Genomic DNA, 25,168 nt, shown 5'->3' with positions numbered 1-25,168 from the left:
GGCGGCTACTCGGGCTTTTCTTCGGGCACAAAGCGCGGCTGCGAGCGTCCATCCACCTCCACCGACCCGAGAAACATCGAGAGCGGGCGCACCCACAATCCTCGCTTGCCGTAACAGGCACGATAGACGACCAGTTGCTCACCGCTTTCACTGTGCACTGCGGTGCCGAGCACCTCGTAGAACTTGCCTTTGTAATGGCGGTATATGCCCGGTTCGGGCAACTCGGCCGTGAAGTGACTTTCCATAAGAAAACAGACCCCGTTCTCCAACAAATCCGCGCTGCGATCAGGCTCCGCAAGAGCACCTCGAAACATTGCCGACAGGATACCGCGCACCATCGTGCTCAGGCCATGGTGCGCAGCCGGTGGATTGCCTCTGCCGCCGCCCCGTCCTGCGCCGGATCATCCGGCATCATGAAGGTGATGGTACCGGAAAGTCCGCCATACCAGTCGCGCAGAACCGCCGGTATCGTCGCATAAGTTGCCGAAGGTACGAAGGTGTCGAGCATCCCGTCGTCGATGATGGCGCTCATCTGATCCCAGCGATTCTCGCGCGTCATGCGCAACAATTCCTCGCCCTTGTGCTGCCAGCCAAACAGTTCGAGGCTCGGCCAATAGGCCGGCGTGGAATAAAGAAAACCGAGCATTTTTCGCCACTTCTCGCGCTCGCGCCGCACGCTGTCGGCATCCGGCCCGGTGGCCACCAGGGCACACAGCAGCAGATTGAATCCATCGAGCTCCCGGCCGCCGCGCCCGGCGCCCTCGCGCAACCTCGGCAACACCACCTCGCGGATATAGCGCGGTGGCGTGTTGGTTGGGTGAGTGATCATGCCGTCGGCAACCTCGCCCGCGAGATTGGTCATCACCGGCCCCACGGCTCCCATCAGCAACGGTATCCGCGGATGTTCGATCGGTCCCGGGTTGAAAAACGGCTGCATGCGGGTAAAGCGGTAATTCTCGCTCACATAATCGAGTTTGCTGCCGTTCTGGAAAGTATCGAAGATCGCACGCAGCGCGCCGATGTACTCGCGCATGCGCGGCACCGGGCTGGTCCACGGTGTGCTGTAGCGACCCTCGATATTGCCTTTGACCTGGGTACCCAGCCCCAGTTCGAAACGTCCGTCCGACATCGCCTGCAGATCCCAGGCCGCAAGCGCCACGTTCATCGGGCTGCGCGGAAATGCCACCAGCACGCCAATGCAGACCTTGAGCCGGACAGTGGCGTTGAGCGCCATCGCCGCCAGCAGGAAGCCATCATGGACCGCATCGGGCACCTGCAGTCCGTCGAAACCCATTGCCTCGGCGCGCTGCGCATGGGCGACGATCTCGCGTGGACCCATGGACTCGGGCGTGCTTGCATAGACTGTAAACATGTATGACAGGCTCCTGTTGCTCAAAGCGGATTCAGGACGTGGCGCGCAATCCGATACGGATCGCCGGCGGCACCACGAGTGCCGCCAGAATGCCGGCCCATACGCCCTTGAACAGCGCGTAGGCCAGCGGCTCGAAGGGCGGAACCGGCAACAACACCAGCACCCCGACCGTGGCGCCGGCAAGCATGGCACCCGCCACGCCAAACAGCAGGCTGTTCAGCCAGTCACTGCGCGAAGCCACGCGCGCGATCGCCCCGAGCGCCTGTTCGGGGACGGCCTCATGCTGACCCTTCGCAAGCTGTCCGCGATGGATTTTCATCGTGAACACCGCGACCAGGGCCGCAAGCAGGAATCCGGTGATGACGAGGTCTGGTCCGTAACCGTGCTCGCCACCCGCGCTGAGCGCCGGCTTATCCTTGAGCAGGAACCAGGCGATGAGGCCATTGAGCACCAGGTTGATGAGGAAGTTGTTGCGCGACTGGGCACGGATATGACTGGCCAGCTTGTGGTTCATGTGGGCCTCAATGTTGACGATAACGATATTGCACATGACGCTGCCGCGTGCGGATTACCGCGCGCCGTTCTTGTTCGCTGACCCGCCGGGCGGCGGGCAGATGGGCACCGATCTGGTCGAAACGGATTTTTGTCGCGGTGGCCGATGGCATGAGCTCCGGCTCGGTCGGCTTGTTGCCGTATGCCCAGCGCACCGACATGTACCCCTCGGGCAACAAGGTGGTGTCGACCCAGTTCGCAATGCCCGGGTCGCGGTGTGCAATCACGTAGCGAAAAACGCCATCGGCATCGCGATCGGCCTGAAATGCGTTCAGGCTGCACTGGTGATTGGCGAAATCAGGTGATTCTCCCCACATATTGGCCAGGTGAAAGCCGATGTAATCGGGCTCCACGGGCTGGCGCAACTCGACAATCATCGCCTCGTCATCGGCCAATTCGTAGATGCCACCACAATAGATATTGGTGCTCATGCCACCACCGGTTGCGAGTCCGGCGGCGTTCGGCGCATTGAACCCGTTGCGCGGGATGAAGCATTTGCCGTCGCCGTTCATGTCACCATAGACCTCCATGGCGACCGCGTAGAACTCGTTCCAGAAATGTACCTGGTTGCGGGTCAGATAGCCGATCTCGCGGATCTGGCGTACCGCATTGCTGGTATCGAGCGCCGCCGGATGCTCACCGTGGCGATCGAGCCGCGAGATATCGAGATCCAGGAGGCGTTCGTTTTCCCAGTCATAGAAAATCTCGCGCAACACCACGAAGCGCGAAACGTAGTCCCGCGTCACGGTGCTGCCGTCCTTTTGCGTGCGACTGCGCGTGGCGCGGGTGGCGATGAAATTGCCGGTGTATCCCGCCGGACGCTCGGGTGCCAGCAATATCTCGAAACTGCCATCGGGCTGCACCTGGATCGCGCTGCTGTCCAGTGTTCCGCAATTGGTGCGTGAACCCGGCGCCATCTCGCGAATGCTGCCGGAATCCCCCGCATAGCCGCTCGGGGCCTCGAAAATCACGTATTGCGGTGCCGCCTGCAAACCGGGCACGCGCGCCTCGCCACGCCAGTGCCGGGTGTCGGCGGCACGAGCGCGTATGCGGTAACTGTAATTGCCATCGATTGGCGCGCACAGGTAGACGGCATCGGCGTTGTCGATCGTCGAGCGGTTGAGCGGCTGGATCGCGCGCTGGAACAAAGGGTGCTCGACACTCGGCCCAAGCACGCGCTGGATCGAGCCATACAGGAAGCCGAGCACGTAGCGATAGCCTTCCGCGAGCACGCGCTCGCTCGGTGGCGGCGGATACAGGGCCGGGTCGTCGATGGCGTTGCGCGCCTCCTGCAGGCGGGCGATCAGGTCATCCCAGGCGGCGCGCAATTCGGCGGCGCCATTGTCGTTGCTCATGCTGTGTGCTCTCCAGCGTCTTTTTGGGGTGTCGGGCGCGGCCAGCCGAAACGCAGGAACAGATCCTCCAGCTGCGCGTGGATTTCCTCGCTGTCCAGCCCGAATTCCTCGAGGCTGTAGCTGTGCGCGGTCTCGTGTTCGCGTACCTTGCCCTGCTCCAGTGCCAGTCGCGCGGCAAACGCCGCGCCGGGTTCCAGACCGATATCGGAATATACCTGGCGCACGGTTTCCTCCGGTGCACTCACCAGCGCGCGGTAGTCGACCACCGAGAAGCGTGTCGCGGGGTGGCGCGCCAGCACCTCGAGCGGCCAAGTGTAGTTGTGGCAGGACATCGACGCGAGCACCGCCAGCGAATTCCTGATCCGCTCCTCGTCGAAGTGACGCATCTTCCAGCTCACTTTCATCAATTTCAGCAGGCTCGGGATGGTCTCGTAGGGATTGCGATACAGCAGCACGAAGCGCGCATCGGGAAAGGTTTCGATCAGGCTCTCCACACGCCCGCAGAACAGCGGATTCTTGCTGAGATGGATGCGGTTGCCGCCATTGAGGTAGATCTGCCGGCGCACGCACTCGCGGTAGTAATTCATCAGCCGCGCGCGGCTTTTGGCCGGCCTGCGGTCGACATGGTAGAAATCCAGCTCACCGATATAGGGCAGCGCCACGATCCAGCCACCCGAGGCGCAGGAGTGCATGAACAGGAAATCATCCTCCTCGGGAATGGTGTAACCCATGCGATGAATATGCTGTGTCGCACCGAACTTGCGCTGCTCGCTGGCGCGCACCCGGCGCTCGAGCGCGCCGCCGAAAAAACTCCGGTCGAGCGCGGCCAGCCAGTGCACGATTTTCTTCTGCAGCAGCGAGGGCGCGAACAATTCCCAGTACTTGAACACGCTGAAGCTTTCCCGGTCCTCGCTCATCAGGCGATGCATCAGCGTGGTGCCGCTGCGGGCATGCCCGATCACGAATACCGGCGCCCGGACCTCGGTGCGGCGCAGCCCCGGAAAAAGTATCGGATCGAGGAAAAAACACACGGCCGTGAAAAGCGCGACCAGCGGTGTCCTGATCAGCAACCTGATATAGAGCCCGAAACGCCGCCGTGGACTCGACTCATGGGCAGCGAGTTGCACCAGCTTCAGCCAGGTACGGAAATCGAAATACATCAGCACCCGAACCATCCCCTCCTGCCAACCGGCCCGTCCAAACAGTGCCCGCGCCCCAAGTCGATACACCCGGAAGCTACAGTAACGCGTCATGACGCGCTCTTGAATAGCATTTTCCATCAGGCACTGCTGTTGATTGCGTTCAGCCGACCGCGAAGCGGTGCAACAGTTCCGTGGCGGCAAGGCGCGAAGCGGCGCACAATGCCGCCTGTCACAGACCGTCGGAAATGCATTAGAATCGCGCCACAAATCATCGGGTTGCAGGCATTGAGCGGCGACAACGTAGTTGAAATCGAAAACCTGTCCTTTGCCTATGCCGAGGGGCGCCAGGTCCTGTCACGCATCAACCTGCGGATTCCGCGCGGCAAGGTGGTGGCAATCATGGGGCAGAGCGGCTGTGGCAAGACCACGCTGCTGCGCATGATCGGCGGCGCATTGCGCCCCTCGGAAGGCGAGGTCCGGGTATTCGGCCAGCCTGTCAACCGGATGGGACAGGAACAGATCTATGCAATGCGGCGGCGCATGAGCATGCTGTTCCAGTTCGGCGCATTGTTCACGGATATGACGACCTTTGACAATGTGGCATTCCAGATGCGCGAGCACACCCGTCTCGATGAGACGCTGATACGCGACCTCGTGCTGATGAAGCTGCACGCGGTAGGACTGCGCGGCGCGGCAGCGTTGATGCCCTCGGAACTCTCGGGCGGCATGGCGCGGCGCGTTGCACTGGCCCGCGCGATCGCGCTGGACCCGGAACTGATGATGTACGACGAACCCTTCGCCGGGCTCGATCCGATCTCGCTCAGCGTGATCGGCCAGCTGATCCGCACCCTGAACGACGCGCTCGGCGCCAGTTCCATCATTGTCACCCACGATGTGCAGGAGTCGTTGAAGATCGTCGACTATGTTTATTTCGTTGCCGATGGCAAGGTGATCGCGGAAGGCACGGCGGAGCAGGTGCGCGCGTCTTCCGATCCCTATGTGCACCAGTTTATTTGCAGCGAAGCTGACGGCCCCGTGCCATTCCATTATCCGGCACCGGACTACGCAGTCGATCTGCTCGGCGGGACCGGCTGATGAAAGCGCTGGCAGGATTGTTGCGCACCCTGGGCCATTCCACGATCGAGGCGATATGGCGGCTCGGCTTCGCCACCCGCTTCCTGATCGCAACGCTGAAGCAGACGCCGGCTGCGTTCCGGCGCTTGCCGCTCACGATCCGGGAATTGTATTTCTCGGGCGTGATGTCGCTGACCATCATCCTGGTATCCGGGCTGTTCGTCGGGATGGTTCTCGGCCTGCAGGGCTACGATACGCTGGTTCGCTATGGCTCGGCGGAGGCGCTCGGCGTATTGGTGGCACTGTCGCTGGTGCGCGAACTCGGTCCGGTAGTGGCCGCACTGTTGTTCGCGAGCCGCGCCGGCAGCGCGATCACCGCCGAGATCGGCCTGATGAAAGCCACCGAACAGATCGATGCGATGGAAATGATGGCGGTCGATCCAATCGCACGCGTGGTGGCTCCGCGCTTCTGGGGCGGCGTGCTGTCGATGCCGCTGCTGGCCGCGCTGTTTTCCGCGGTCGGCATTCTCGGCGGCTATCTGGTCGGGGTGGTGTTCATCGGCGTCGATGTCGGACAGTTCTGGTCACAGATGCAATCCGCGGTGGATTTCCGCAACGATGTCATCAACGGCGTGATCAAGAGCGTGGTATTCGGCATCGCGGTGACCTGGATCGCGGTGTTCGAGGGCTACGAGGCCCCGCCCACCGCCGAGGGTGTATCACGAGCCACCACGCGCACCGTCGTCACCTCGGCCCTGGTGATCCTCGCACTCGACTTCGTTCTTACAGCCTTTATGTTTCGCGGTGTAGGTTAGAGCATGAAACGCACGATTCTCGATCTCTGGGTAGGCTTTTTCGTGGCGCTTGGCATCGGCGCCCTGGCATTTCTTTCGTTCCAGGTTGCCAACCTGACTTCGCTCACGCGCGGTGCAACCTACGAGGTGAGCGCGCGCTTCGACGATGTCGGAGGCCTGAAAGTCCAGGCACCGGTGAAAAGCGCCGGAGTACTGGTCGGGCGGATCACCGGCATCAGTTTCGACAATACGAGCTTCGAAGCGGTGGTACAGATGTCGATCGAGCAGCGCTTTCACTTCCCGAGCGATACATCGGCCAGGATTCTCACTGCCGGGCTGCTGGGTGACCAGTATATGGGGCTCAGTGCCGGTGCCGAAGCCGATGATCTCGAGAACGGCAGCGTGATCGAGATCACCCAGGGCGCCGTCGTGCTCGAGAAGCTGATCGGGCAGTTCCTGTACAGCAAGACTACCGAAAGCGAGCCCGCCAAGTGAATGCCTTGTCTGGAAATCCACTTGTTGACCGGAGGAACAGGAGAATCATGAACTTTCGCTCGTTGAGCCTGCTGCTGACACTGCTTTTCGCGCTACCCGTGCACGCCGATGCCGAGGCGCCCGATGCGCTGGTGAACCGGGTCAGCGCCGAGGTGCTGCAAATCCTGCAGGGTTCGTCCACGCCCGGCAGTGCCGAGGTCGTCGCTCAGGTAAAGGAGAAAATTCTGCCGCATTTCGATTTTGCCCGCATGACGGCACTGGCAACTGGTGTCGGCTGGCGCAGTGCCAGCAGCGCGCAACAATCCGAGCTGACCGCGCAGATGCGCACTTTGCTGGTGCGCACCTATTCCTCGGCCTTGTCGAAATACCAGAACCAGACGCTCGAATTCCTGCCCTCGCGCGAATCGGCCGACAAGAATAAAGTCATCGTGCGCTCGCTGCTGAAACAACCGGGAGCCCCGGCGATAGCGGTCGACTACCGCATGTCCCGCGGCTCCGAGGGCTGGAAAGTCTATGATGTGGTGGTCGATGGCGTGAGCCTGGTGACCACCTACCGCGACGCCTTTTCCGCAGAAGTCCGCGACAACGGTATCGACGGCCTGATCCGCATGCTCGATGACAAGAATGCCTCGCTGGCGAAGGGCGCGCAATGAGTCTGCGCAGCGAAGGCGGCCGCCTGTTGCTCGATGGCGCACTGAACATGGACACCGTACCGGCACTGCTGGCCGAGGTCCGGCGCGCCTGCGACAAGGACATCGAGATCGTGGACTTTGCCGCGGTAGTCGAAATCGACTCTGCCGCGATCGCATTTGCGCTGGAGTTGAAGCGCGGAGCCATCGCCGCGGGACGTCGTATCAGCTTCGCGAATCTGCCCCCGGGTATGCTCAACCTGGCGCAGATGTATTCGGTCTCCGAACAACTCCAGCCCTGATCACGACGAAGCGTACGCGACGGCAGACAGACTCCATCCGCAGATGCCCTCAGCCCGCGTGGGGCGACGTGGGATTGGCACGCGTCCACTCGAGGAAGCGGTGTACCCCGTCGAGCGTGTATTCGGTACGCGCGGAGTGCAGGTTGTCGAAGCCATGCTCGGCGCCGCGCAATTCGAGAAACACCGCGGGACTGCGCGAAGTGCGCCGCAGGCGCTGGGTGAAGATGCGCGCGTCGCCGACCGGAATGATGCTGTCGATCGCGCCGTGCACGATCATGAACGGCGGCGCGTCCTCGTGGATCTGTGCCACCGGCGATGCCAGGTCCCACAAGGCAGGATTTTCCTCCGGCGTCTGGTGCAGCACGCGATCGCGCAGGAAATCGATCACCATCTGCGGATTGGGATGCTGCTCGTGCCGGGTCAGCACATCGTAGAGCCCGTAACACGGCACACACGCCTGCACCGTGGTGTCGACCTGTGGAAACTCGCGCTGCAGTTCGACCCGATTCGCGGTAAGCGCCATCAGCGCCGCCAGGTGTCCACCGGCAGAGCCGCCCGTCACCGCGACAAAATCCGGGTTCATGCCATATTCACGCCCATGGGTGCGAATCCAGCATAACGCCCGTTTGCAATCCTCGAGATGCACAGGAAACCCGACGCTGGGACTGAGGCGGTAGTTGATCGACACACAGATCCAGCCGCGGCTGGCCATCGCATACATCAGTGGCAACGCCTGCTGTGCCTTGTCACCGATCATGAACGCACCGCCGTGGATCTGCAGCAGCACCGGGCAGCCTGCGGGCGGCAGCACCCGCGGGCGATAGATATCGAGCTTCTGGCGCACACCTGTCGGACCGTAGGCAATATTGCGAATCACCTCGACATCGGCGCGCTTGCTCGAAAACGGCCTGCACCAGTCACGAAAACCCACGGTATCGCGAAAGTTGCCACGCATCTCCAGTGGAACCGCAGCGCGATAATCCTCTCCGAGTCCCGCCTGCAACGCGTTCTCGACCGGCTCCTTCGCCAGCAGCGAGAGCCGGATGCTCCAGGCGAGCCCGGGCCAGCTCAGCAGCAGTACCAGCAACGCCAGCTCGCCGAGCCCGCTGTCGAGCGCGCCGCCGAGAACCAGCAGCCACGCCAAGCCAATCTGCAGCGGCAACCAGATCCACGCGAGTTCCGTCGCCAGCACCGCAAACCCGTACAGTACCCACGGGATCGCTTTACGCGGCACGCCGCGCGGCACGAACACGGTGTACATCGATCCCAGGTTGAACAGCGCCAGTGCGGCAAGCAACCAATCCATGCGGGCAATGCTCCTTCGAATGTTTCATCGATATGGCGCAACGCGCCGGGAGCGATTATGCCTGCTGGCAGATGCAAGAGCTATTTTTCGACAAAAGCACGCTCGATCACGTAATGGGCGCTCTCGCCATGGCGAGATTCCCGGAAACCGCTTGCATCGAGAATCGTGCACAGATCGCGCAGCATCGCCGGGCTGCCGCAGAGCATGAAGCGATCGTCCGCGAGCGCCGGCGCGGGCAAACCCAGGTCATCGAACAGCTTGCCGCTGGCGATCAGATCGCTCAGGCGTCCCTGGTTGCGGAAGGGCTCGCGGGTCACAGTCGGGTAATACAGCAGCTTGCGGCGGACTTCATCACCAAAAAATTCATTCGCCGGCAGCTCCGTCGTGAGTTGTTCAACATAGGCCAGTTCCGAAACATGGCGGACGCCATGGGTGAGTATCACCCGCTCGAAACGCTCGTAGGTCTCGGGATCCTTGACGATGCTGAGAAACGGAGCGAGTCCGGTACCCGTGCTGAGCAGGTAAAGATTGCGCCCTGGCAGCAGATGGTCCAGCAGCAGCGTTCCGGTAGGCTTGCGGCTCACCAGCACCCGGTCACCTTCGCGCAGGTGCTGCAGCCGCGAGGTGAGCGGCCCGTCGGGCACCTTGATACTGAAGAACTCGAGTTCCTCTTCGTGGTTTGCGCTGACGATGCTGTAGGCACGCAACAGCGGCCGCTCGTCGACCTCGAGGCCGATCATCGTGAAGTGACCGTTGCGGAAGCGGAAGCCGCTGTCGCGGGTGGTCCTGAAGCTGAACAGCGTATCGTTCCAGTGCCGCACACCGGTAACCGTTTCGACATTCAGATTACTCATCTGGAACTCCTCGCAGCGGACCCACACTGCGCGGGCCATCACCGGGGAGGCACTTTAAGGTCTTGTGTTGATATCGGTAAAATGGTTTATTCAGATATATTTATTCTGATTTACAGATAATGAGATACACCCTGCGCCAGCTCGAGATATTTGTCGCGACCGCGCGCCAGGAAAACCTGGGGCGCGCCGCCGCCAGCCTGTCGCTGTCGCAATCGGCCGCCAGCGGCGCCCTTGCGGAGCTCGAACGCCAGTTCGAGCTGCAACTGTTCGACCGCATCGGCAAGCGCCTGCAACTGAATGAATCGGGTCGCAGGCTGCTGCCGGCAGCCGAGGAGCTGCTGGTTCGAGCCCGCGAACTGGAGCAATCCTTTGGACACCGGGGCGAGGCGGGTTCGCTCCGCGTGGGCGCCACGCTCAGCATCGGCAACTACCTTGCCGTGCCGGTCATGACGCGCTACATGGCAGCTCACCCGAATACACAGATCACCCTGGATGTGGCCAACACCGCCAGTATCGTCGCCAAGGTGGCACGCTTCGAGCTCGATATCGGGCTGATCGAGGGCGAGATCCGCCATCCCGAACTCGAAGTCATTCCCTGGCGCGACGATGAACTGGTGGTGTTCTGCGCGCCCGACCACCCGCTGGCAAAAAAACCCCGGCTGGGCGAACGTCAATTGCTGGGGGCACGGTGGATCCTGCGCGAACCGGGCTCGGGTACGCGCCAGACTTTCGACCGCGCGATGCACGGGTTGCTGCCGCGCCTGAACGTGCTGTTCGAATTGCAGCACACGGAAGCCATCAAACGCGCGGTCGAGAGCGGTATCGGCATCGGCTGCCTGTCACGGGCAACTCTCGTCGAGGCCTTCCGGCGCGGCAGCCTGGTGCCGCTGTCGGTCCCGGGGCGTGATTTCAGCCGTCGCTTCTATTTCATCCTGCACCAAAGGAAATACCGCAGCGCCGGCATCGCACGCTGGATGGAGCTCTGTCGCGAGACGCTATGACCCGAGCGCACAGTCCGCCGACGCGCGGCTGTCGAGCGATCGGGCGACCCGAGCTTCAGGCAACGACAAGGAAATCCTCCGCAGTCAAGCCCGGGTGCGTTCCCGTGCCCAACTGCGCAAACTGCACGGCCGCTGTCCCCCCCGCTCCGTCTGCGTCGTAGTACAACGCGCCGCTGGCGGTGTTATAGATGATCCGGTCGTCGGCATCGTGGGCGCTGGTCGCGCCGGCCGCGACCAGCAACTGCGCGGCACCGAGCGCCACGCCCGCGCTCAACGCAGTGAATACATCATCATCGAGCCGCAGCAGATCCTGACCCGATACGAAATCGGTGATCGTGTCGATGTTATTGACCGAGAGCGCGGTATCGAAAACAAAAACATCCGCGCCATCATTGCCGGCCAGCGTGTCAGCGCCACGCCCGCCCTTGAGCACGTCGATCCCCGCACCACCGCCCAGAAAATCAAAGCCGTCGCCACCGACCAGCGTGTCGTTGCCGGCGCCGCCCTGCAGCGCGTCAGCGCCATTGCCGCCGCCGATACTGTCGTCGCCTTCGCCACCGAGCATGCTGTCATCGCCTGCCCCTCCATACACGGTGTCATTGCCATCGCCCCCGTCCATCGTGTCGTTGCCGGCGGCACCGCGCAGCAGGTCATTGCCACCGGCGCCCGCGATCAGGTTGTCACCCACGTTGCCGTTGATGGTATTGGCGACTGCATTGCCGGTCGCCTGCACCGAGGCGGTGCCGATCAGGCGGAGATTCTCGAACTCGACGCCGAGCGTCCAGTCGGCCGCGCTCTTCACCACATCGACACCTGCGCCCGCGCTCTCGAGCAGCACATCGCCGACGTCCACGAAATAGGTATCGTTGCCAAGCCCACCAGACAAGGTGTCGATGCCGAGGCCGCCGGTCAACGTATCATTGCCGGCACCACCCGCCAGACTGTTGTTGCCACTGTTGCCAAAAAGCTGGTTGTTCAGTTCGTTGCCGGTACCATTCACGTTGGCGGAGCCCGTCAGAAACAGCTTCTCGATATTGGCCTCGAGCGACCAGCTGATTTCGCTGTAGATCTTGTCGTAGCCCTGGTTGGCGAGTTCCACGACCACATCGCCCGCGGTGACCACGTAGCTGTCGTAGCCCAGGCCTCCAACCAGCGTATCGACGCCAAGGCCGCCGTCCAGCGTGTCATAGCCCTTGCCACCGGTGAGAAGATTGCCGGCACTGTTGCCGACCAGCGTGTTGGCACCATCATTGCCGGTAGCGCTCGAGGCCGCATCTCCGATCAGCTCGAGCACCTCGACGTTGGCATCCAGCGTCCATGACACGCTGCTGCGCACCGTATCGATGCCCTGCAACTCGAGTTCGACCACGACATCACCGGCCGTCACGAGGTAAACATCGGATCCGCGCCCGCCAACCAGCTGGTCGGCGCCGGCGCCACCGTCCAGCGTATCGTCCCCGTTGCCGCCATTGAGCGTGTTGGCGCCGCTGTTGCCGGTGATCAAGTTGGCGAGAGAATTGCCGGTGCCGCTGATATTCGCGCTGCCGGTGAGCAGCAGATTCTCGACGTTATCGCCCAGGTTGTAACTGCGGCTGGAGCGCACCAGATCAATGCCCGAGTCAATCAGCTCGCTGACCACATCGCCGGCGTTGTCGACCACGAAGGTATCATCGCCGGTACCGCCTTCCAGGGTATCGGCGCCCTCCCCACCATCGAGCCAGTCGTTCCCGGCCAGGCCCTGCAAGCGGTTCGCTGCCTCGTTGCCGACAATCTCATTGTCCAGCGCATTTCCCGTACCGTTGATCGCGAGCAAGCCGGTCAGCGTCAGGTTTTCGAGTTCGCTGCCAAGGGTATACGTGATCGAGGACCTCACCAGGTCGACACCACCACCCGGGTTTTCGACAATCACGTCACTGGTGGCATCGATCGTGTAGACGTCATCGCTGATCCCGTAGCTGAACACCTCGACACCGGGTGTATCGTCATCGACTATGGATATGGTCGCCGTACTGTTGCCAAGGCTTGCGTTGGTCGGCGAACCGAGGGTGAAGGTGAAGCTCTCCAGGCTCTCCTGCACGTTGTCGTCGGAGATCGCGATACGTACCGTCCTGGTGGTCTCGCCGCTCGCGAAACTGAGTGAGCCCGAAACCGCCGTGGCATCCGCGCTGTTCGATATCACCGCGGTGCCGTTGTAGGTGGTGTAATTCACCGTCACCGCCTGGGTCCCCGGCGCGCTCAGGCTCACCACGACATCCATGAAACCGTCAGCTTCGCTGACCTGAAAATTGGCAACCGACAGCAACGGCACCGCGACTGTCGCCGCATCACTGCTGCCGATCACCGCGACCGCATTGGGGTCGATCAGAACCGCATTGTCGGGATTCGACAATACCAGGTTGAGGCGCTCGCCTCCTTCGGTCGCGCCATCATCGTTGATATCGACGACGATGGTCTTGGTGGTTTCTCCGGGTGCGAATATCAAGGTGCCGGTGTTCGCCGCATAATCGCTGCCCGCCGTCGCGCTGCCATCCGCGGTGGCAAAATCCACCGTCACGATATCGATGCTGGCCTCACCTTCCGTGGTGCCGAGCGTCACCACGAAGCTGGCGGTTCCGGCCTGCTCATCGACCACCGCATCGCGTATGTACACGTCAGGAAGCAGGACCGGTGTATCGTCATCGACAATGGATACCATCGCCGAGGCATCCGCCAGCGTCGCATTGCTCGCACCCGACAGCGTAAAGACGAAGTGCTCGAATCGCTCCGCCGTACTGTCATCGGTGATCGCCATGCGCACCGTCTTGGTCGTCTCACCCACCGCGAAACTCAGCGATCCCGAGACCGCCGTGGCATCGGCGCTGTTCGATATCACCGCGGTGCTGTTGTAGGTGGTGTAATTCACCGTCACCACCTGGGTGCCCGGCGCACTCAGGCTCACCACCACGTCGAGATACCCATCACTCTCGCCGACCACCATGTCAGCTACCGACAAGCGCGGCACCGCCACCGCCGCCGCATCGTTGGCCGCGATCACCGCGATCCCCTGCCCGTCGACGATCGTCGCATTGCCGGCATTGTCCAGGTTCAGCGCAAAGCGCTCGATACCCTCCGCCGTCACATCGTCCGTGATATCGACCACCACCGTCTTGACCGTCTCGCCCGGTGCAAATGTCAGCGTGCCGCTCGCTGCCGTGTAATCGCTGCCCGCCACCGCACCGTCGTTGGCCGTCGCGTAATCGACGGTGATCACATTGGTGCTTGCCTGCCCCTCCGGCCCACCCAGCAGCACCACGAAGCTCGCGGTGCCGGCCTTCTCGTCGACCACCACATCGCGCACGAACAGCCCCGGCAGCACCGCACTCGTGTCGTCGTCAACAATGGATACCATCGCCGAGGCATCCGCCAGCGTCGCATTGCTCGCACCCGACAGCGTAAAGACGAAGTGCTCGAATCGCTCCGCCGTACTGTCATCGGTGATCGCCATGCGCACCGTCTTGGTCGTCTCACCCACCGCGAAACTCAGCGATCCCGAGACCGCCGTGGCATCGGCGCTGTTCGATATCACCGCGGTGCTGTTGTAGGTGGTGTAATTCACCGTCACCACCTGGGTGCCCGGCGCACTCAGGCTCACCACCACGTCGAGATACCCATCACTCTCGCCGACCACCATGTCAGCTACCGACAAGCGCGGCACCGCCACCGCCGCCGCATCGTTGGCCGCGATCACCGCGATCCCCTGCCCGTCGACGATCGTCGCATTGCCGGCATTGTCCAGGTTCAGCGCAAAGCGCTCGATACCCTCCGCCGTCACATCGTCCGTGATATCGACCACCACCGTCTTGACCGTCTCGCCCGGTGCAAATGTCAGCGTGCCGCTCGCTGCCGTGTAATCGCTGCCCGCCACCGCACCGTCGTTGGCCGTCGCGTAATCGACGGTGATCACATTGGTGCTTGCCTGCCCCTCCGGCCCACCCAGCAGCACCACGAAGCTCGCGGTGCCGGCCTTCTCGTCGACCACCACATCGCGCACGAACAGCCCCGGCAGCACCGCACTCGTGTCGTCGTCAACAATGGATACCATCGCCGAGGCATCCGCCAGCGTCGCATTGCTCGCACCCGACAGCGTAAAGACGAAGTGCTCGAATCGCTCCGCCGTACTGTCATCGGTGATCGCCATGCGCACCGTCTTGGTCGTCTCACCCACCGCGAAACTCAGCGATCCCGAGACCGCCGTGGCATCGGCGCTGTTCGATATCACCGCGGTGCTGTTGTAGGTGGTGTAATTCACCGTCACCACCTGGGTGCCCGGCGCACTCAGGCTCACCACCACGTCGAGATACCCATCACCTCGCCGACCACCATGTCAGCTACCGACAAGCGCGGCACCGCCACCGCCGCCGCATCGTTGGCCGCGATCACCGCGATCCCCTGCCCGTCGACGATCGTCGCATTGCCGGCATTGTCCAGGTTCAGCGCAAAGCGCTCGATACCCTCCGCCGTCACATCGTCCGTGATATCGACCACCACCGTCTTGACCGTCTCGCCCGGTGCAAATGTCAGCGTGCCGCTCGCTGCCGTGTAATCGCTGCCCGCCACCGCACCGTCGTTGGCCGTCACGTAATCGACGGTGATCACATTGGTGCTTGCCTGCCCCTCCGGCCCACCCAGCAGCACCACGAAGCTCGCGGTGCCGGCCTTCTCGTCGACCACCACATCGCGCACGAACAGCCCCGGCAGCACCGCACTCGTGTCGTTGTCAACGATGGATACCATTGCCGAGGCATCCGCCAGCGTGGCATTGACGGGAGCCGACAGGTTGAACCGAAAATGCTCGAATCGCTCCGCCGTGCCATCGTCCGTGAGCAATACCCGGACGGTTTTGAGTGTCTCGCCTGCAAGAAAGCTCAAGCTGCCCGAAACAGCGGTAGCGTCGGCACCGTTGGATACCACCGCGGTGCTGTTGGAGGTGGAATAGTTGACGGAAACATTTTGTAACGAGGATTCAGTGAGTTCGACCACGATGTCGACAAAACCATCGCCTTCGCCGACAACGACATCATTCACGAATATTGCAGCCACGACCGCCTCCCGTCTTGTTGTGTTGGGGGAGCTTCGGCTCTGACTGCCAATGTATGGCTCCCAGCCAACTATTGTCTGGAAAACAAGGGAAAGGAACCTGTATACGCTTGGGTCCGGGGCTTTTCAATATGCCCGTCGAAATATAGGCAGTACTCCTCGGAAGCACTCGGGCGAACCTGGCGCTGGGAACTCGGAAACCCGGAACGAGGCTTCGATCACCCTGAACGATCAGGACTCCAGCGCCTCGTCGAGCACTTCGATCCAGTGCCTCACGGGAGTAGTGGATGCCGACTGCAAATGCATCAGGCAGCCGATATTGGCGCTCGCGATCAGGGCAGGCGCATCGGCCTGCAACGCCGCGAGCTTGCGCTCGCGCAGTTGCCCCGACAGCGCTGGCTGCAGTATCGAATAGGTACCGGCCGAGCCGCAGCACAGATGCGCATCCGCAACCCGTGTCAGCTCGAAACCGGCATCTCCCAGGATCGACTCCACCACGCCAACCAGCCCCTGGCCGTGTTGCAGGGTACACGGCGAGTGGAAGGCCACCCGCACGCCGGCACCGCGATTCGCGCCTGCCAGCCCGCCACGTTCGGCCATCAGTACCTCCGCGACATCGCGGGTCATTGCGGAAATACGCGCGGCCCTGCCCGCGTAAACGGGATCGTCACGCAACAGGTATCCATAGTCCTTCACCATCACCCCACAACCGCTTGCGGTCATCACGATCGCTTCGGCGCCCTGCTCGACATGCGGCCACCAGGCATCGATCGCGCGACGCACAAAACCGAGCGCCTCCGCCGGGGCGTCGAGGTGATGACCGAGCGCGCCGCAACATCCCGCCTGCGCCACCCGAACCAGGCTGATACCGAGACGGTCGAGCACCCGCGCCGCTGCCGCGTTGATGCGCGGTGCCAGCGCCGGCTGCACGCAACCATCGAGCACCAGCATGCGCCGCGCATGGCGCGGTGCAGGCCATTCACCGGCAGCGACGCGCGACGGCACCAGCGCCCGCAGAGCTGCCGGCAACAGCGCGCGCACCGCGCGTCCCAGACCAAGCAGTGCCGCGAACACCATGGTACGAGTCATCACCGCGCGCAGCGACCAGCGAGTCATGCGCTGCAGCGGTGAACGCCCGATCCGCGCCACCGCCACCTCGCGCCCGATATCGAGCAGCTTTGCGTATTCGACCCCCGATGGGCAGGTGGTCTCGCAGGCGCGGCAAGTGAGACAGCGATCGAGATGGCGCAGGGTGCGCACCGTGGCTTCGCTACCCTCCAGCATCTGCTTGATCTGGTAGATACGCCCGCGTGGCCCGTCGAGCTCGTCGCCCAGCAGCTGGTACGTGGGGCAGGTCGCGTTGCAGAAGCCGCAATGCACGCACTTGCGGATGATCGCCTCGGCGCTGTCGCCGGCCGCGGTGCCGCGAACGAAATCGGCCAGATGCGTTTCCATGCGTTTCAGATTTCCAGGTACATGCGACCGGGATCGAGAATGCCGGCCGGGTCGAATGCCTGCTTGATCCGGCGCTGCAACTGCATCATCGCCGGCGCCAACGGGTGAAATACCGGCTCGTCATCTCGGGCACCGCGATACAGCGTCGCATGCCCGCCGAGCGCGCCGACGGCATCACGCACCGTCGCGGCGTCTTCATCGCTGAACAACCAGCGCAACGCCCCGCCCCATTCGATGTACTGCTTGCCAGCGAGTGGCAACGGCGCGCAGGCGGGTGGAACCGAGAGCCGCCAGAGACGCCCGTTCCCGCCAAAGAACGGCAGTCGCTGATCGCGCAGCCGTTGCCAGTACCCCGGCTGTTCGCGACAGTCATCCGCACCGAGACTCGCGCTCGCGGCACGCACTGCGGAGTCCGCGCCGCTCAGGCGCACCCGCAGCACCTCGCCGTCATGAGCGCTCGCGGACAGCGGCAGGGGCATTCCGGCCCAGGCGTTCAGCAACCGGATCGCCTCCCCCGGCTCGCACTGGCGCTCGAGCGTGAGTTCCTGCCGGGCAAGAGGCAGCACCTTCAGCGAGATATCGAGCAACACGCCGAGCGTCCCGAATGCCCCGGTCATCAGCCGCGACACATCGTATCCCGCGACATTTTTCATCACCCGCCCGCCGAAGGAGAGCAACTCGGCGCGCCCGTTCAGGCAGCGCACACCGAGCACGAAATCGCGCGCTGCCCCCGCATAGGGACGTCTTGGACCGGACATCGCCGTGGCGATGGCACCGCCAATGGTCGAGGCGCCAAAGCGCGGCGGTTCGAAGGCCAGCATCTGGCCGTGGCGCCCGAGTTCGGCTTCGAGTTCATCGAGCGGGGTTCCCGCGCGCACCGTCACCACCAGCTCGCTCGGCTGGTAATCGACAATGCCACGATGCCCACTGACATCGAGCGCCTCACCACGGAGCGCCCGCCCGTAAAACGCCCGGGTATCGGCAGCGTGGATGCGCAGCGCCGCCTGTCGCTCCAGCGCATCGGCCACCTGCTCGCGCAGCGACTCGCTGCAGTCGCGGTCCGCCATCAGAAGCGCTCCAGCTCCGGGAATGGCAGCCGCCCCCCGTGCACATGCATCCCGCCGAGTTCCGCGCAGCGCGCGAGCGTGGGCACCGCCTTGCCCGGATTGAGCAGGCGCGGCGGATCGAAGGCCTGCTTCAGCGCGTGAAACTGCGCGAGTTCGGCGCTGCGAAACTGCACGCACATCTGGTCGATTTTCTCGACCCCGACACCGTGTTCACCGGTGATGGTTCCGCCCACCTCGACACAGAGTTCGAGAATCCGCGCCCCGAATGCCTCGGCCCGCGCCAGCTGTCCTTCCCTGCCGGCGTCATAGAGAATCAGCGGATGCAGGTTGCCGTCACCGGCATGGAATACATTGGCAACCGGCAAATCATGCTGCCGCGAAAGCTCGCCGATGCGCCGCAGCACCTCGCCGAGCCGGGCCCGCGGAATGGTGCCATCCATGCAGTAATAATCGGCGGCGATGCGCCCGACCGCCGGAAATGCCGCCTTGCGCCCCGACCAGAACGCAAGCCGCTCGCGCTCGTCGCGGGCGACGCGGATATCGCCGGAGCCGGCCGCAACCAGCAGTTCGCCGACTTGGCGCGCCTGGACCTCCACCTCCTCGGCACTCCCATCGAGTTCGCACAGCAGCATCGCCGCCGCGTCCACCGGGTAGCCCACGTTGACGAATCCCTCCGCGGCACGAATCGCCGGGTTATCCATCATCTCCAGCCCGCCCGGCACGATACCCGCGGCGATGATTGAAGTAACCGCATCGCCGGCGCGCTCCACATCATCGAAGGCGGCCAGCAACAGGCGCACGCTGTGCGGCTTTGGCAGCAACCTCACCGTGACTTCCACGATCACACCGAGCATGCCTTCCGAGCCCGTCATCAGCGCAAGCAGTTCGTAGCCCGGCGTGTCGAGACTGTTGCCGCCGATCGTCAGTCGCTCGCCCTCGATCGTGATCACCTCGAGCGCGAGGATATTGTGCACGGTCAGGCCGTATTTCAGGCAATGCACACCACCGGCGTTCTCGGCCACATTGCCACCGATGGTGCAGGCAATCTGCGAGGACGGATCGGGCGCGTAGTAGAGCCCCAGGTGCTCGACCGCCTGTGATATGGCGAGGTTGCGCACGCCGGGCTGTACCCGGGCGCTGCGATTGTGCGCATCGATATCGAGAATGCGGTTGAACTTTGCAAGGCCGAGCAATACTCCGTTCGCGAGCGGCAAGGCGCCGCCGGACAGACCGGTGCCGGCACCGCGTGCCACCACCGGCACCTGCAATTCATGACACAGGCGCAGTATCGACTGCAGCTGCTCGATGGTGTCGGGCAACACCACCACCAGCGGCGACTGGCGATGGGCCGACAAGCCATCGCATTCATAGGGGGCAAGCTGCTCGGCATGCGCGAGCACCGAGTCTTCGCCAACGATCGCACGCAGGCGACGCAGCAGCGTCTGTCGCCATGGGCCAGGCATCACATCGGTTTCGGGCACCTGGTTGCGCATGGACGATCCGGAACAGGACAGGTGCCGCATCCTACCACCTGGGGCGCTGGCGCAGCAGCCATCCAGCAACGCATCGACTATCATGAAAAACCGGACTATCGAAGCGAGAAACCATGGACACCGTCACCGCCAACAAGCGGATCGTCACCCGCTATTTCGACATCATTTCAGGACGACGCACGGATCTGCGTCTCGAGGATTGCTTCACCGCCGACGCGCGCTGGCACGTGCCGTTCAGCAATCCGATGATCAAGCCAAATCCCAAATGCGGACTCGCCGGGGTCATGGAAGTGCTGAGTTCGGGCGTCGCCATCTATCAGGCGGGCAGCCTGGACATCCGTATCGAATCGATGACCGGTGACCAGGAAGACGTGGCGGTGCAGCTCACGTTCATCGCAAGGCTCGCCAATGGCGCGCCCTACGACAATCGCTATTTCTTTCGCTTCCGTCTCGAGGGGGAGCGTATCGCGGAAGTGTGGGAATACCTCGACACGCTGCATCAGCAACATCAGGGCGCGTTTGCGCACCTGCCATAGAATCGACCCATGTGCGAAAGGTGCCGGCAAATCACGCCGGCGTTTTCTTGCGTGACGGACGCTTGCTTGCCACCGCCGCGCTGCGTTTTGCCTTGCTCGCGGCTGGCTTCCTTGCCGTGGCGGCAACCGTGCGCTTCCGCGCGGCGGCGCGCTTCGTCGCTTTCGCTGCAGCCGGTCGCTTCCTGTTGCCGGACGCCGGTTCGACAGCGGCTGTCGCATCGGCAAGAAGCTCCACAGCGAGCTTGCCGACCTGCTCGTTGATACGACGAATCAGATCGTAGATCGATCCTATGGTCTGATCCTGAATCTTGCCCGCCTTGCCGACCGGGCCACGCAACACGTCAATGTCCTTGAGCCATTTCAATGGCATCGCGGCGATCGATTTGTGCACATCCTCCGCGGTGGTCGCTCCCTTTTCGATGCTGTCGCGAACCAGCTTCAGCAGCTTTTTCTTCTTGGCCATGACTCGATCTCCTTCATTCATTGACGAATACCGCACGCTATGCGCAGTCGGGCAGCGCTTGCAACCGGGTCAGATCAAGGTTCCATGGAACAGTTTGCGGGGACGCACCCGCCCGCAAGCAGCGGCTCGCTGCCAATCCGGCCCGCAACGACCAATCTCCGCGATCAGGCAATGACCACGAAATCGCTCGCCGACAGCACCGGATGCGTACTCGTGCCAAGCTGCGCGAACTGCACCGCCGCGCCCGCGCCGGTGCCGTCGGCGTCGTAGTACAACGCGCCGCTCGTGGTGTTGTAGATGAGCCGGTCATCCGCATCCTGGGCACTGGTCGCGCCCGCTGCCGCCAGCAGCTGCGCGCCACTCACTGGCACACCCGCGCTGAACGCAGCAAACACGCTGGCATCGAGGCGAAGGGTGTCGCTGCCCGGGGCAAAATCGGTGAGGGTGTCGATATTGCTCGCCGCCGAGAGCGCGGTGTCGAACACAAAGGCATCCCCGCCACCGCCACCGGTCAGCGTGTCATTTCCCGTGCCGCCGCTCAGCACATCGTTGCCTCCCAGCCCGAGCAAGGTGTCGCTGCCGTCGAGACCATGGAGCTGGTTGCCCGCCGCGTTGCCGGTGAGCCGGTTGGCCAGCTCCGAGCCGATGGCGTTGTGCGCCACTTTGTTCGACGCCGAGGACAAGGTGAGGTTCTCGATGCCGCTGTAGGTTTTTGTCGCCGCCAGACCGGACACCGTGCCGCCGAGCGACACCGTTCCCGCGCTGCTGACGCTGTAGACGACGGTGTCCTTGTCATTGCCGGGTGTCGGGTAAGCAATGGTCTCGCTGACGACGTCGGCATTCGAGTTGACATAGTAGGTGTCTGAGCCACGGCCCCCGATCATCGTGTCATTTCCGATGCCGCCATTGAGGATGTCGTTGCCGCTGCCGCCGGTCAGTCGATCATTGCCTGCCAGACCGAAAAACTTGACCGGCGACGTGGGTGCGCCGATGTAGGTGGTGGCCGAGATCTTGTTTGCCAGATCATTGCCGTAGGCAGTGATCGTCTTGGGCTTCGGTGTGTAACTGACGGCCTCGACATCGAGGTTCTCGACGTTGGCGGCCAGCGTATAGCTGCTCAGCCCGTACTGCGTACTCATCGTGACCCGATCATAGTTGCCGCCGCCGGCCAGCTCGATGACCGTATCGCCGATATCGGAAACGAAGTAGTGGTCGTTGCCGGTGCCACCGGTCATGGTATCGGCACCGCCACCACCGTCGAGCCAGTCGTTACCGGCGCCGCCGTTGAGGCTGTCGTTGCCCGGAATTGCCAACGGATTGAAGCCGCCGCCAGGATCATCGCCGTACATGAAGTCGTTGCCGGCGCCACCATCCATCGTGTCGTTGCCGGTGCCGCCGGTCATCTGGTCGTCACCGTCGTTGCCGTTGAGCACGTCGTTTCCGCCATAGCCGCTCATGGTGTCGTTTTCGGCCGAACCGCTCAGCACATCGTTGCCCTTGAACAGGTAGGCCGGCACCGCGAACGAGTCGGTCGAAGTCGCGACAGCCGTCATCAGCCCGGAAAACGAAAGTGCGAGCGCGCTGGTATTGGTCATCACCTGCACGTTGACCGCGGCACCCGAACTCAGGTCGACCTGGTAGAGCTTTGCCCCGGTGATGGTGCCGGTCGGCGGACTGCCGAGCGAGAACCCGTTGCCGCTCACCACGAGACGGTAGTCGCCGACCTCCCACACGGCGGCCGTTCCACTGACCTGGGTCAGGTTCCAGCTTTCGTAATCGTTGAGGTCGGAGAAGATATCGGTGCCGGCGTTGAAACTGAATGAAGCCATGACGGAACCCTCCACTGATGAAAGAAACCGAAACTGGTCGAGTATAAGCCCGGCACCGATCCGGTCTCAATCGAATCTTTTGCCGGCTGATCGGCCGCGGCAGGATGGGTCCGGACCGGCAATTCCGCTGGTTCTGATCGAGGTAAATGGTGCTGCGGCTGCGCGCGATGGGGAGACAGGCGGGATCAGGTTTGCGCCTTTTTTCGTTTCGTTTGAGCCGGCGTGATGGGCGTGCTGTGCCGCGATGCACGTTTTCCGGTGGCGGAATTGACCGATTTCCTGCCAGTGGCAGGTGCCACTCCGAGCTGCATTCCCTCTTTCCGGGGCCGCGAATTTTTCTTCTTCGTTGCCACCACAACCTTCTTCTTCGCCGATGCCCTGGCCGGCTTTTTTAGCGCGGCAGTGGCCGGCTTCGTCCGGCGGGTTGCTGGCTTCTTTTTCGTGTCCGGCAACACCTCGGGGACGTCCATCTCGATGCCGAATACCTCGGCAAGTCGAGAATCGTCGAGCACCTTGCCCCTGGCCGGCTTTTTCCCGGTTTTGACGCTCAGTTGCGTTGCCTGTGTCACGAGGTCGCTGGCATCCACCTGGCGCAACGTGAAGAGAAGTTCGGGCTGCGCATCCAGCCGCGCGCCCACGCCGTAGAGAACGGCGGCGACATGCTTGCACATCGTCGCCCAGTCCGGACAAGAGCAGTCGAGCCGGATGTCCGCGGGCGCGGGAAACAGCCCCGTCTTCGGTTGACAGATGCGCTCCATCACGGCATTCGAGAACTTGCCCTGCAACAACTCGACCAGCGAGGCGATGGAACCGGTGCATTCCCTGGTCAGCGACTTCCAGCGGGCATCCGGCACGGCGGCGATGCCGATTTCGATTTTGTACAGGCTGGAGCCCACGACCAGCGCGCGCACCTTGCCCGGCTCTATCTTCAGATCGATGACCGAGCCGTTGCGCACATAGGTGCGCCCACGCGGCAGACGATTCTCGAAGTCGCTGTAGGCTTCCAGATTGGTGCACCAGGCCTTGCCCCAGAAGGTCCTGGCGATGGTCCGTCCCTCGATACGCACCGGGCGCATATCCGCTCCGGCCTTCTTCGCCTTCGTGATCGCCTTTGCGGTCTGCGCCCGCCGCCTGGCAACCGGCACATAGGGTTTCCAGTATCCGTAACTCATACGCTCATTCTCCGATGGAGTGGATGTCGAGCCTGATCAGGTCGAGCAACTCCGCATCGCTCATTGTGGTCAGATTGATTTCGGCGCCGCCTTCGAGCAAGTTCTGCGCCAGTTGTTGCTTGGAGCGGATCATCTCATCGATGCGCTCTTCGATGGTGCCCCGGCAAACGAATTTGTGCGCCAGCACATTGCGATGCTGGCCGATACGCCAGGCGCGGTCGGTGGCCTGATTTTCCACGGCGGGGTTCCACCAGCGGTCAAAGTGGATCACATGAGAGGCGGCAGTCAGGTTCAGTCCGGTGCCGCCGGCCTTGAGCGACAGAACGAAAAAGGGGCACTGCTCATCTTCCTGGAAGCGCTTGACGAGTTCGCGACGTTTGCCCACTGGCGTGCCGCCATGCAACACCAGGCCTTCGCGCCCGAAGATATTGCCCAGAAAAGCCGCCAGCGGCGCGGTAACCTCCCTGAACTGGGTGAAGACCAGCATCTTTTCCTGCTTGGCAGCAATGGTCTCCGCGATTTCGGCCAGGCGCCCGAACTTGCCGCTGTGTTCCGCTTTCCAGGTACCATCGCCGAGCCATTGGGATGGATGATTGCAGATCTGCTTGAAGCGCATCAGGAAGGCGAGCACCAGCCCCTTGCGCTCGATACCCTCCGCGGTTTCCAGTTTGGCGGCCAATTCCTTGACCGCGCGCTGATACAGGGCGGCCTGGACGGAACTCAATGCGCACCAGGCGGTCATTTCCGTCTTGTCCGGCAAATCATCGATGATGCGTTTGTCGCTCTTCAGGCGGCGCAGGATGTAGGGGCTGACCAGCGTGCGCAGCGGGCCGAAGTGGTGATGTTGCGCCATGTTTTTCGTCAATCCGGCAAAGGCCTTCCGCGATCCCAGCAGCCCCGGATGGGTGAAGTCAAATATGGACCAGAGATCGGCAATACGGTTTTCCACGGGTGTGCCGGTGAGTGCGATGCGCGCCATGGCCTGGAGCTGCTTGACTGCCTTTGTCTGCTTGGCGGACGGATTCTTGAGCGCCTGGGCCTCGTCGGCCACCGCCAGGTGCCAGCGCAACGCCAGCAGATTCGGCAAGCGCATCAGCGTAGCGTAGCTGGTGATGACCAGGTCGATGCCCGCCAGCCGTTCGGCGTCCAGCGCACGCAGTTCCTCCTGGGCCACGGCCGATGGGTGCGCGATAAGGCAGCG

23 protein-coding genes and 5 pseudogenes are annotated in these 25,168 nt (G+C 62.9%); 7 read left to right on the top strand and 21 right to left on the bottom strand.

Features of this window, described 5'->3' with window-relative positions; all coding sequences use genetic code 11:
- Window positions 1-5 precede the first annotated feature (5 nt).
- From IPF49_00280 to IPF49_00260, 5 genes are all read right to left on the bottom strand, one after another.
- Window positions 6-245 carry a DUF1653 domain-containing protein gene (locus IPF49_00280; protein ID MBK6286077.1) on the bottom strand — a complete coding sequence of 80 codons (240 nt, stop codon included), beginning with the start codon at window positions 243-245 and terminating at the stop codon, window positions 6-8.
- Between the two features lie 98 nt (window positions 246-343).
- Complete coding sequence (locus IPF49_00275; GenBank protein MBK6286076.1) at window positions 344-1,372, bottom strand: TIGR03617 family F420-dependent LLM class oxidoreductase; 1,029 nt, start codon at window positions 1,370-1,372, stop codon at window positions 344-346.
- Between the two features lie 31 nt (window positions 1,373-1,403).
- Window positions 1,404-1,886, bottom strand: a complete 483-nt coding sequence (locus tag IPF49_00270; GenBank protein ID MBK6286075.1) for a hypothetical protein — start codon at window positions 1,884-1,886, stop codon at window positions 1,404-1,406.
- Window positions 1,887-1,893: 7 nt separating this feature from the next.
- Window positions 1,894-3,279 (bottom strand): hypothetical protein, encoded by a 1,386-nt coding sequence (locus IPF49_00265; protein MBK6286074.1) that lies wholly within the window; start codon window positions 3,277-3,279, stop codon window positions 1,894-1,896.
- Complete coding sequence (locus IPF49_00260; GenBank protein ID MBK6286073.1) at window positions 3,276-4,445, bottom strand: sulfotransferase; 1,170 nt, start codon at window positions 4,443-4,445, stop codon at window positions 3,276-3,278. Before IPF49_00260 ends, IPF49_00265 begins: the two co-directional genes overlap by 4 nt.
- Window positions 4,446-4,706: 261 nt before the next feature.
- On the opposite strand from IPF49_00260, the gene IPF49_00255 reads away from it, so the two are divergent.
- The 5 genes from IPF49_00255 to IPF49_00235 are packed head-to-tail and all read left to right on the top strand — an operon-like array spanning window position 4,707 to window position 7,715.
- Window positions 4,707-5,516, top strand: a complete 810-nt coding sequence (locus IPF49_00255; GenBank protein MBK6286072.1) for an ABC transporter ATP-binding protein — start codon at window positions 4,707-4,709, stop codon at window positions 5,514-5,516.
- Window positions 5,516-6,310: a lipid asymmetry maintenance ABC transporter permease subunit MlaE gene (gene mlaE, locus IPF49_00250; GenBank protein MBK6286071.1), complete on the top strand. Its 795-nt coding sequence runs from the start codon at window positions 5,516-5,518 to the stop codon at window positions 6,308-6,310. Before IPF49_00255 ends, mlaE begins: the two co-directional genes overlap by 1 nt.
- Before the next feature lie 3 nt (window positions 6,311-6,313).
- A complete protein-coding gene (gene mlaD, locus IPF49_00245; protein MBK6286070.1) occupies window positions 6,314-6,784 on the top strand; it encodes an outer membrane lipid asymmetry maintenance protein MlaD in 471 nt (156 codons plus the stop codon).
- Between the two features lie 47 nt (window positions 6,785-6,831).
- The gene (locus tag IPF49_00240) at window positions 6,832-7,437 is read left to right on the top strand and encodes an ABC transporter substrate-binding protein (GenBank protein MBK6286069.1); all 606 of its coding nucleotides are present in this window, start codon (window positions 6,832-6,834) and stop codon (window positions 7,435-7,437) included.
- Entirely contained in the window at window positions 7,434-7,715 is a 282-nt protein-coding gene (locus IPF49_00235; GenBank protein MBK6286068.1) for an STAS domain-containing protein, read from the top strand. The genes IPF49_00240 and IPF49_00235 overlap by 4 nt, the downstream gene beginning before the upstream one ends.
- Window positions 7,716-7,764: 49 nt before the next feature.
- Here IPF49_00235 and IPF49_00230 read toward each other — a convergent pair whose 3' ends face one another.
- On the bottom strand, window positions 7,765-9,021 hold the full coding sequence (locus tag IPF49_00230; protein MBK6286067.1) for an alpha/beta hydrolase: 1,257 nt from the start codon (window positions 9,019-9,021) through the stop codon (window positions 7,765-7,767).
- 80 nt (window positions 9,022-9,101) lie between these two features.
- Complete coding sequence (locus tag IPF49_00225) at window positions 9,102-9,875, bottom strand: ferredoxin--NADP reductase (protein MBK6286066.1); 774 nt, start codon at window positions 9,873-9,875, stop codon at window positions 9,102-9,104.
- A gap of 119 nt (window positions 9,876-9,994) precedes the next feature.
- Between IPF49_00225 and IPF49_00220 the strand changes: the two genes are divergently transcribed.
- Window positions 9,995-10,876, top strand: a complete 882-nt coding sequence (locus IPF49_00220; protein MBK6286065.1) for a LysR family transcriptional regulator — start codon at window positions 9,995-9,997, stop codon at window positions 10,874-10,876.
- Window positions 10,877-10,931: 55 nt separating this feature from the next.
- Here IPF49_00220 and IPF49_00215 read toward each other — a convergent pair whose 3' ends face one another.
- From IPF49_00215 to IPF49_00170, 10 genes and pseudogenes are all read right to left on the bottom strand, one after another.
- Complete coding sequence (locus tag IPF49_00215; GenBank protein ID MBK6286064.1) at window positions 10,932-11,387, bottom strand: M10 family metallopeptidase C-terminal domain-containing protein; 456 nt, start codon at window positions 11,385-11,387, stop codon at window positions 10,932-10,934.
- 327 nt (window positions 11,388-11,714) lie between these two features.
- Window positions 11,715-12,110, bottom strand: a pseudogene (locus IPF49_00210) (furin).
- A 423-nt stretch (window positions 12,111-12,533) separates the two neighbouring features.
- Window positions 12,534-12,974: pseudogene (locus tag IPF49_00205) on the bottom strand (calcium-binding protein).
- Between the two features lie 285 nt (window positions 12,975-13,259).
- A pseudogene (locus IPF49_00200) lies at window positions 13,260-13,667 on the bottom strand (Ig domain-containing protein,Calx-beta domain-containing protein).
- 288 nt (window positions 13,668-13,955) lie between these two features.
- Window positions 13,956-14,360 (bottom strand): annotated as a pseudogene (locus tag IPF49_00195) (Ig domain-containing protein,Calx-beta domain-containing protein).
- A gap of 288 nt (window positions 14,361-14,648) precedes the next feature.
- Window positions 14,649-15,053, bottom strand: a pseudogene (locus IPF49_00190) (Ig domain-containing protein,Calx-beta domain-containing protein).
- Between the two features lie 143 nt (window positions 15,054-15,196).
- Window positions 15,197-15,955 (bottom strand): hypothetical protein, encoded by a 759-nt coding sequence (locus tag IPF49_00185; GenBank protein MBK6286063.1) that lies wholly within the window; start codon window positions 15,953-15,955, stop codon window positions 15,197-15,199.
- Between the two features lie 228 nt (window positions 15,956-16,183).
- Complete coding sequence (gene glcF, locus IPF49_00180; GenBank protein MBK6286062.1) at window positions 16,184-17,407, bottom strand: glycolate oxidase subunit GlcF; 1,224 nt, start codon at window positions 17,405-17,407, stop codon at window positions 16,184-16,186.
- A 5-nt stretch (window positions 17,408-17,412) separates the two neighbouring features.
- Window positions 17,413-18,474: a glycolate oxidase subunit GlcE gene (glcE, locus tag IPF49_00175; protein MBK6286061.1), complete on the bottom strand. Its 1,062-nt coding sequence runs from the start codon at window positions 18,472-18,474 to the stop codon at window positions 17,413-17,415.
- Complete coding sequence (locus IPF49_00170) at window positions 18,474-19,937, bottom strand: FAD-binding protein (GenBank protein MBK6286060.1); 1,464 nt, start codon at window positions 19,935-19,937, stop codon at window positions 18,474-18,476. The genes glcE and IPF49_00170 overlap by 1 nt, the downstream gene beginning before the upstream one ends.
- Window positions 19,938-20,080: 143 nt before the next feature.
- Between IPF49_00170 and IPF49_00165 the strand changes: the two genes are divergently transcribed.
- A complete protein-coding gene (locus tag IPF49_00165) occupies window positions 20,081-20,503 on the top strand; it encodes a nuclear transport factor 2 family protein (GenBank protein MBK6286059.1) in 423 nt (140 codons plus the stop codon).
- A 31-nt stretch (window positions 20,504-20,534) separates the two neighbouring features.
- On the opposite strand, the gene IPF49_00160 is transcribed toward IPF49_00165, so the two are convergent.
- From IPF49_00160 to IPF49_00145, 4 genes are all read right to left on the bottom strand, one after another.
- A complete protein-coding gene (locus IPF49_00160; GenBank protein MBK6286058.1) occupies window positions 20,535-20,966 on the bottom strand; it encodes a hypothetical protein in 432 nt (143 codons plus the stop codon).
- A 164-nt stretch (window positions 20,967-21,130) separates the two neighbouring features.
- On the bottom strand, window positions 21,131-22,795 hold the full coding sequence (locus IPF49_00155) for a hypothetical protein (GenBank protein MBK6286057.1): 1,665 nt from the start codon (window positions 22,793-22,795) through the stop codon (window positions 21,131-21,133).
- Window positions 22,796-22,980: 185 nt separating this feature from the next.
- Window positions 22,981-23,967: a hypothetical protein gene (locus IPF49_00150; protein MBK6286056.1), complete on the bottom strand. Its 987-nt coding sequence runs from the start codon at window positions 23,965-23,967 to the stop codon at window positions 22,981-22,983.
- 4 nt (window positions 23,968-23,971) lie between these two features.
- Window positions 23,972-25,168: DEAD/DEAH box helicase (locus IPF49_00145; GenBank protein MBK6286055.1), on the bottom strand; the 1,197-nt coding region annotated here is incomplete at its 5' end.

This window comes from Gammaproteobacteria bacterium (genome assembly GCA_016705365.1).
GTDB lineage: Bacteria > Pseudomonadota > Gammaproteobacteria > Pseudomonadales > UBA5518 > UBA5518.
The sequence above is the reverse complement of the archived record's forward strand: the minus strand, read 5'-3'. Positions and strand labels throughout refer to the sequence as shown.

Bases quoted from the DNA above. Each gene is read 5' to 3' on its own strand.
- IPF49_00280 (MBK6286077.1), bottom strand. From the start codon at position 245: ATGGAAAGTCACTTCACGGCCGAGTTGCCCGAACCGGGCATATACCGC.
- IPF49_00275 (MBK6286076.1), bottom strand. From the start codon at position 1,372: ATGTTTACAGTCTATGCAAGCACGCCCGAGTCCATGGGTCCACGCGAG.
- IPF49_00270 (MBK6286075.1), bottom strand. From the start codon at position 1,886: ATGAACCACAAGCTGGCCAGTCATATCCGTGCCCAGTCGCGCAACAAC.
- IPF49_00265 (MBK6286074.1), bottom strand. From the start codon at position 3,279: ATGAGCAACGACAATGGCGCCGCCGAATTGCGCGCCGCCTGGGATGAC.
- mlaE (MBK6286071.1), top strand. From the start codon at position 5,516: ATGAAAGCGCTGGCAGGATTGTTGCGCACCCTGGGCCATTCCACGATC.
- mlaD (MBK6286070.1), top strand. From the start codon at position 6,314: ATGAAACGCACGATTCTCGATCTCTGGGTAGGCTTTTTCGTGGCGCTT.
- IPF49_00240 (MBK6286069.1), top strand. From the start codon at position 6,832: ATGAACTTTCGCTCGTTGAGCCTGCTGCTGACACTGCTTTTCGCGCTA.
- IPF49_00235 (MBK6286068.1), top strand. From the start codon at position 7,434: ATGAGTCTGCGCAGCGAAGGCGGCCGCCTGTTGCTCGATGGCGCACTG.
- IPF49_00230 (MBK6286067.1), bottom strand. From the start codon at position 9,021: ATGGATTGGTTGCTTGCCGCACTGGCGCTGTTCAACCTGGGATCGATG.
- IPF49_00225 (MBK6286066.1), bottom strand. From the start codon at position 9,875: ATGAGTAATCTGAATGTCGAAACGGTTACCGGTGTGCGGCACTGGAAC.
- IPF49_00220 (MBK6286065.1), top strand. From the start codon at position 9,995: ATGAGATACACCCTGCGCCAGCTCGAGATATTTGTCGCGACCGCGCGC.
- glcF (MBK6286062.1), bottom strand. From the start codon at position 17,407: ATGGAAACGCATCTGGCCGATTTCGTTCGCGGCACCGCGGCCGGCGAC.
- glcE (MBK6286061.1), bottom strand. From the start codon at position 18,474: ATGGCGGACCGCGACTGCAGCGAGTCGCTGCGCGAGCAGGTGGCCGAT.
- IPF49_00170 (MBK6286060.1), bottom strand. From the start codon at position 19,937: ATGCCTGGCCCATGGCGACAGACGCTGCTGCGTCGCCTGCGTGCGATC.
- IPF49_00165 (MBK6286059.1), top strand. From the start codon at position 20,081: ATGGACACCGTCACCGCCAACAAGCGGATCGTCACCCGCTATTTCGAC.
- IPF49_00160 (MBK6286058.1), bottom strand. From the start codon at position 20,966: ATGGCCAAGAAGAAAAAGCTGCTGAAGCTGGTTCGCGACAGCATCGAA.
- IPF49_00155 (MBK6286057.1), bottom strand. From the start codon at position 22,795: ATGGCTTCATTCAGTTTCAACGCCGGCACCGATATCTTCTCCGACCTC.
- IPF49_00150 (MBK6286056.1), bottom strand. From the start codon at position 23,967: ATGAGTTACGGATACTGGAAACCCTATGTGCCGGTTGCCAGGCGGCGG.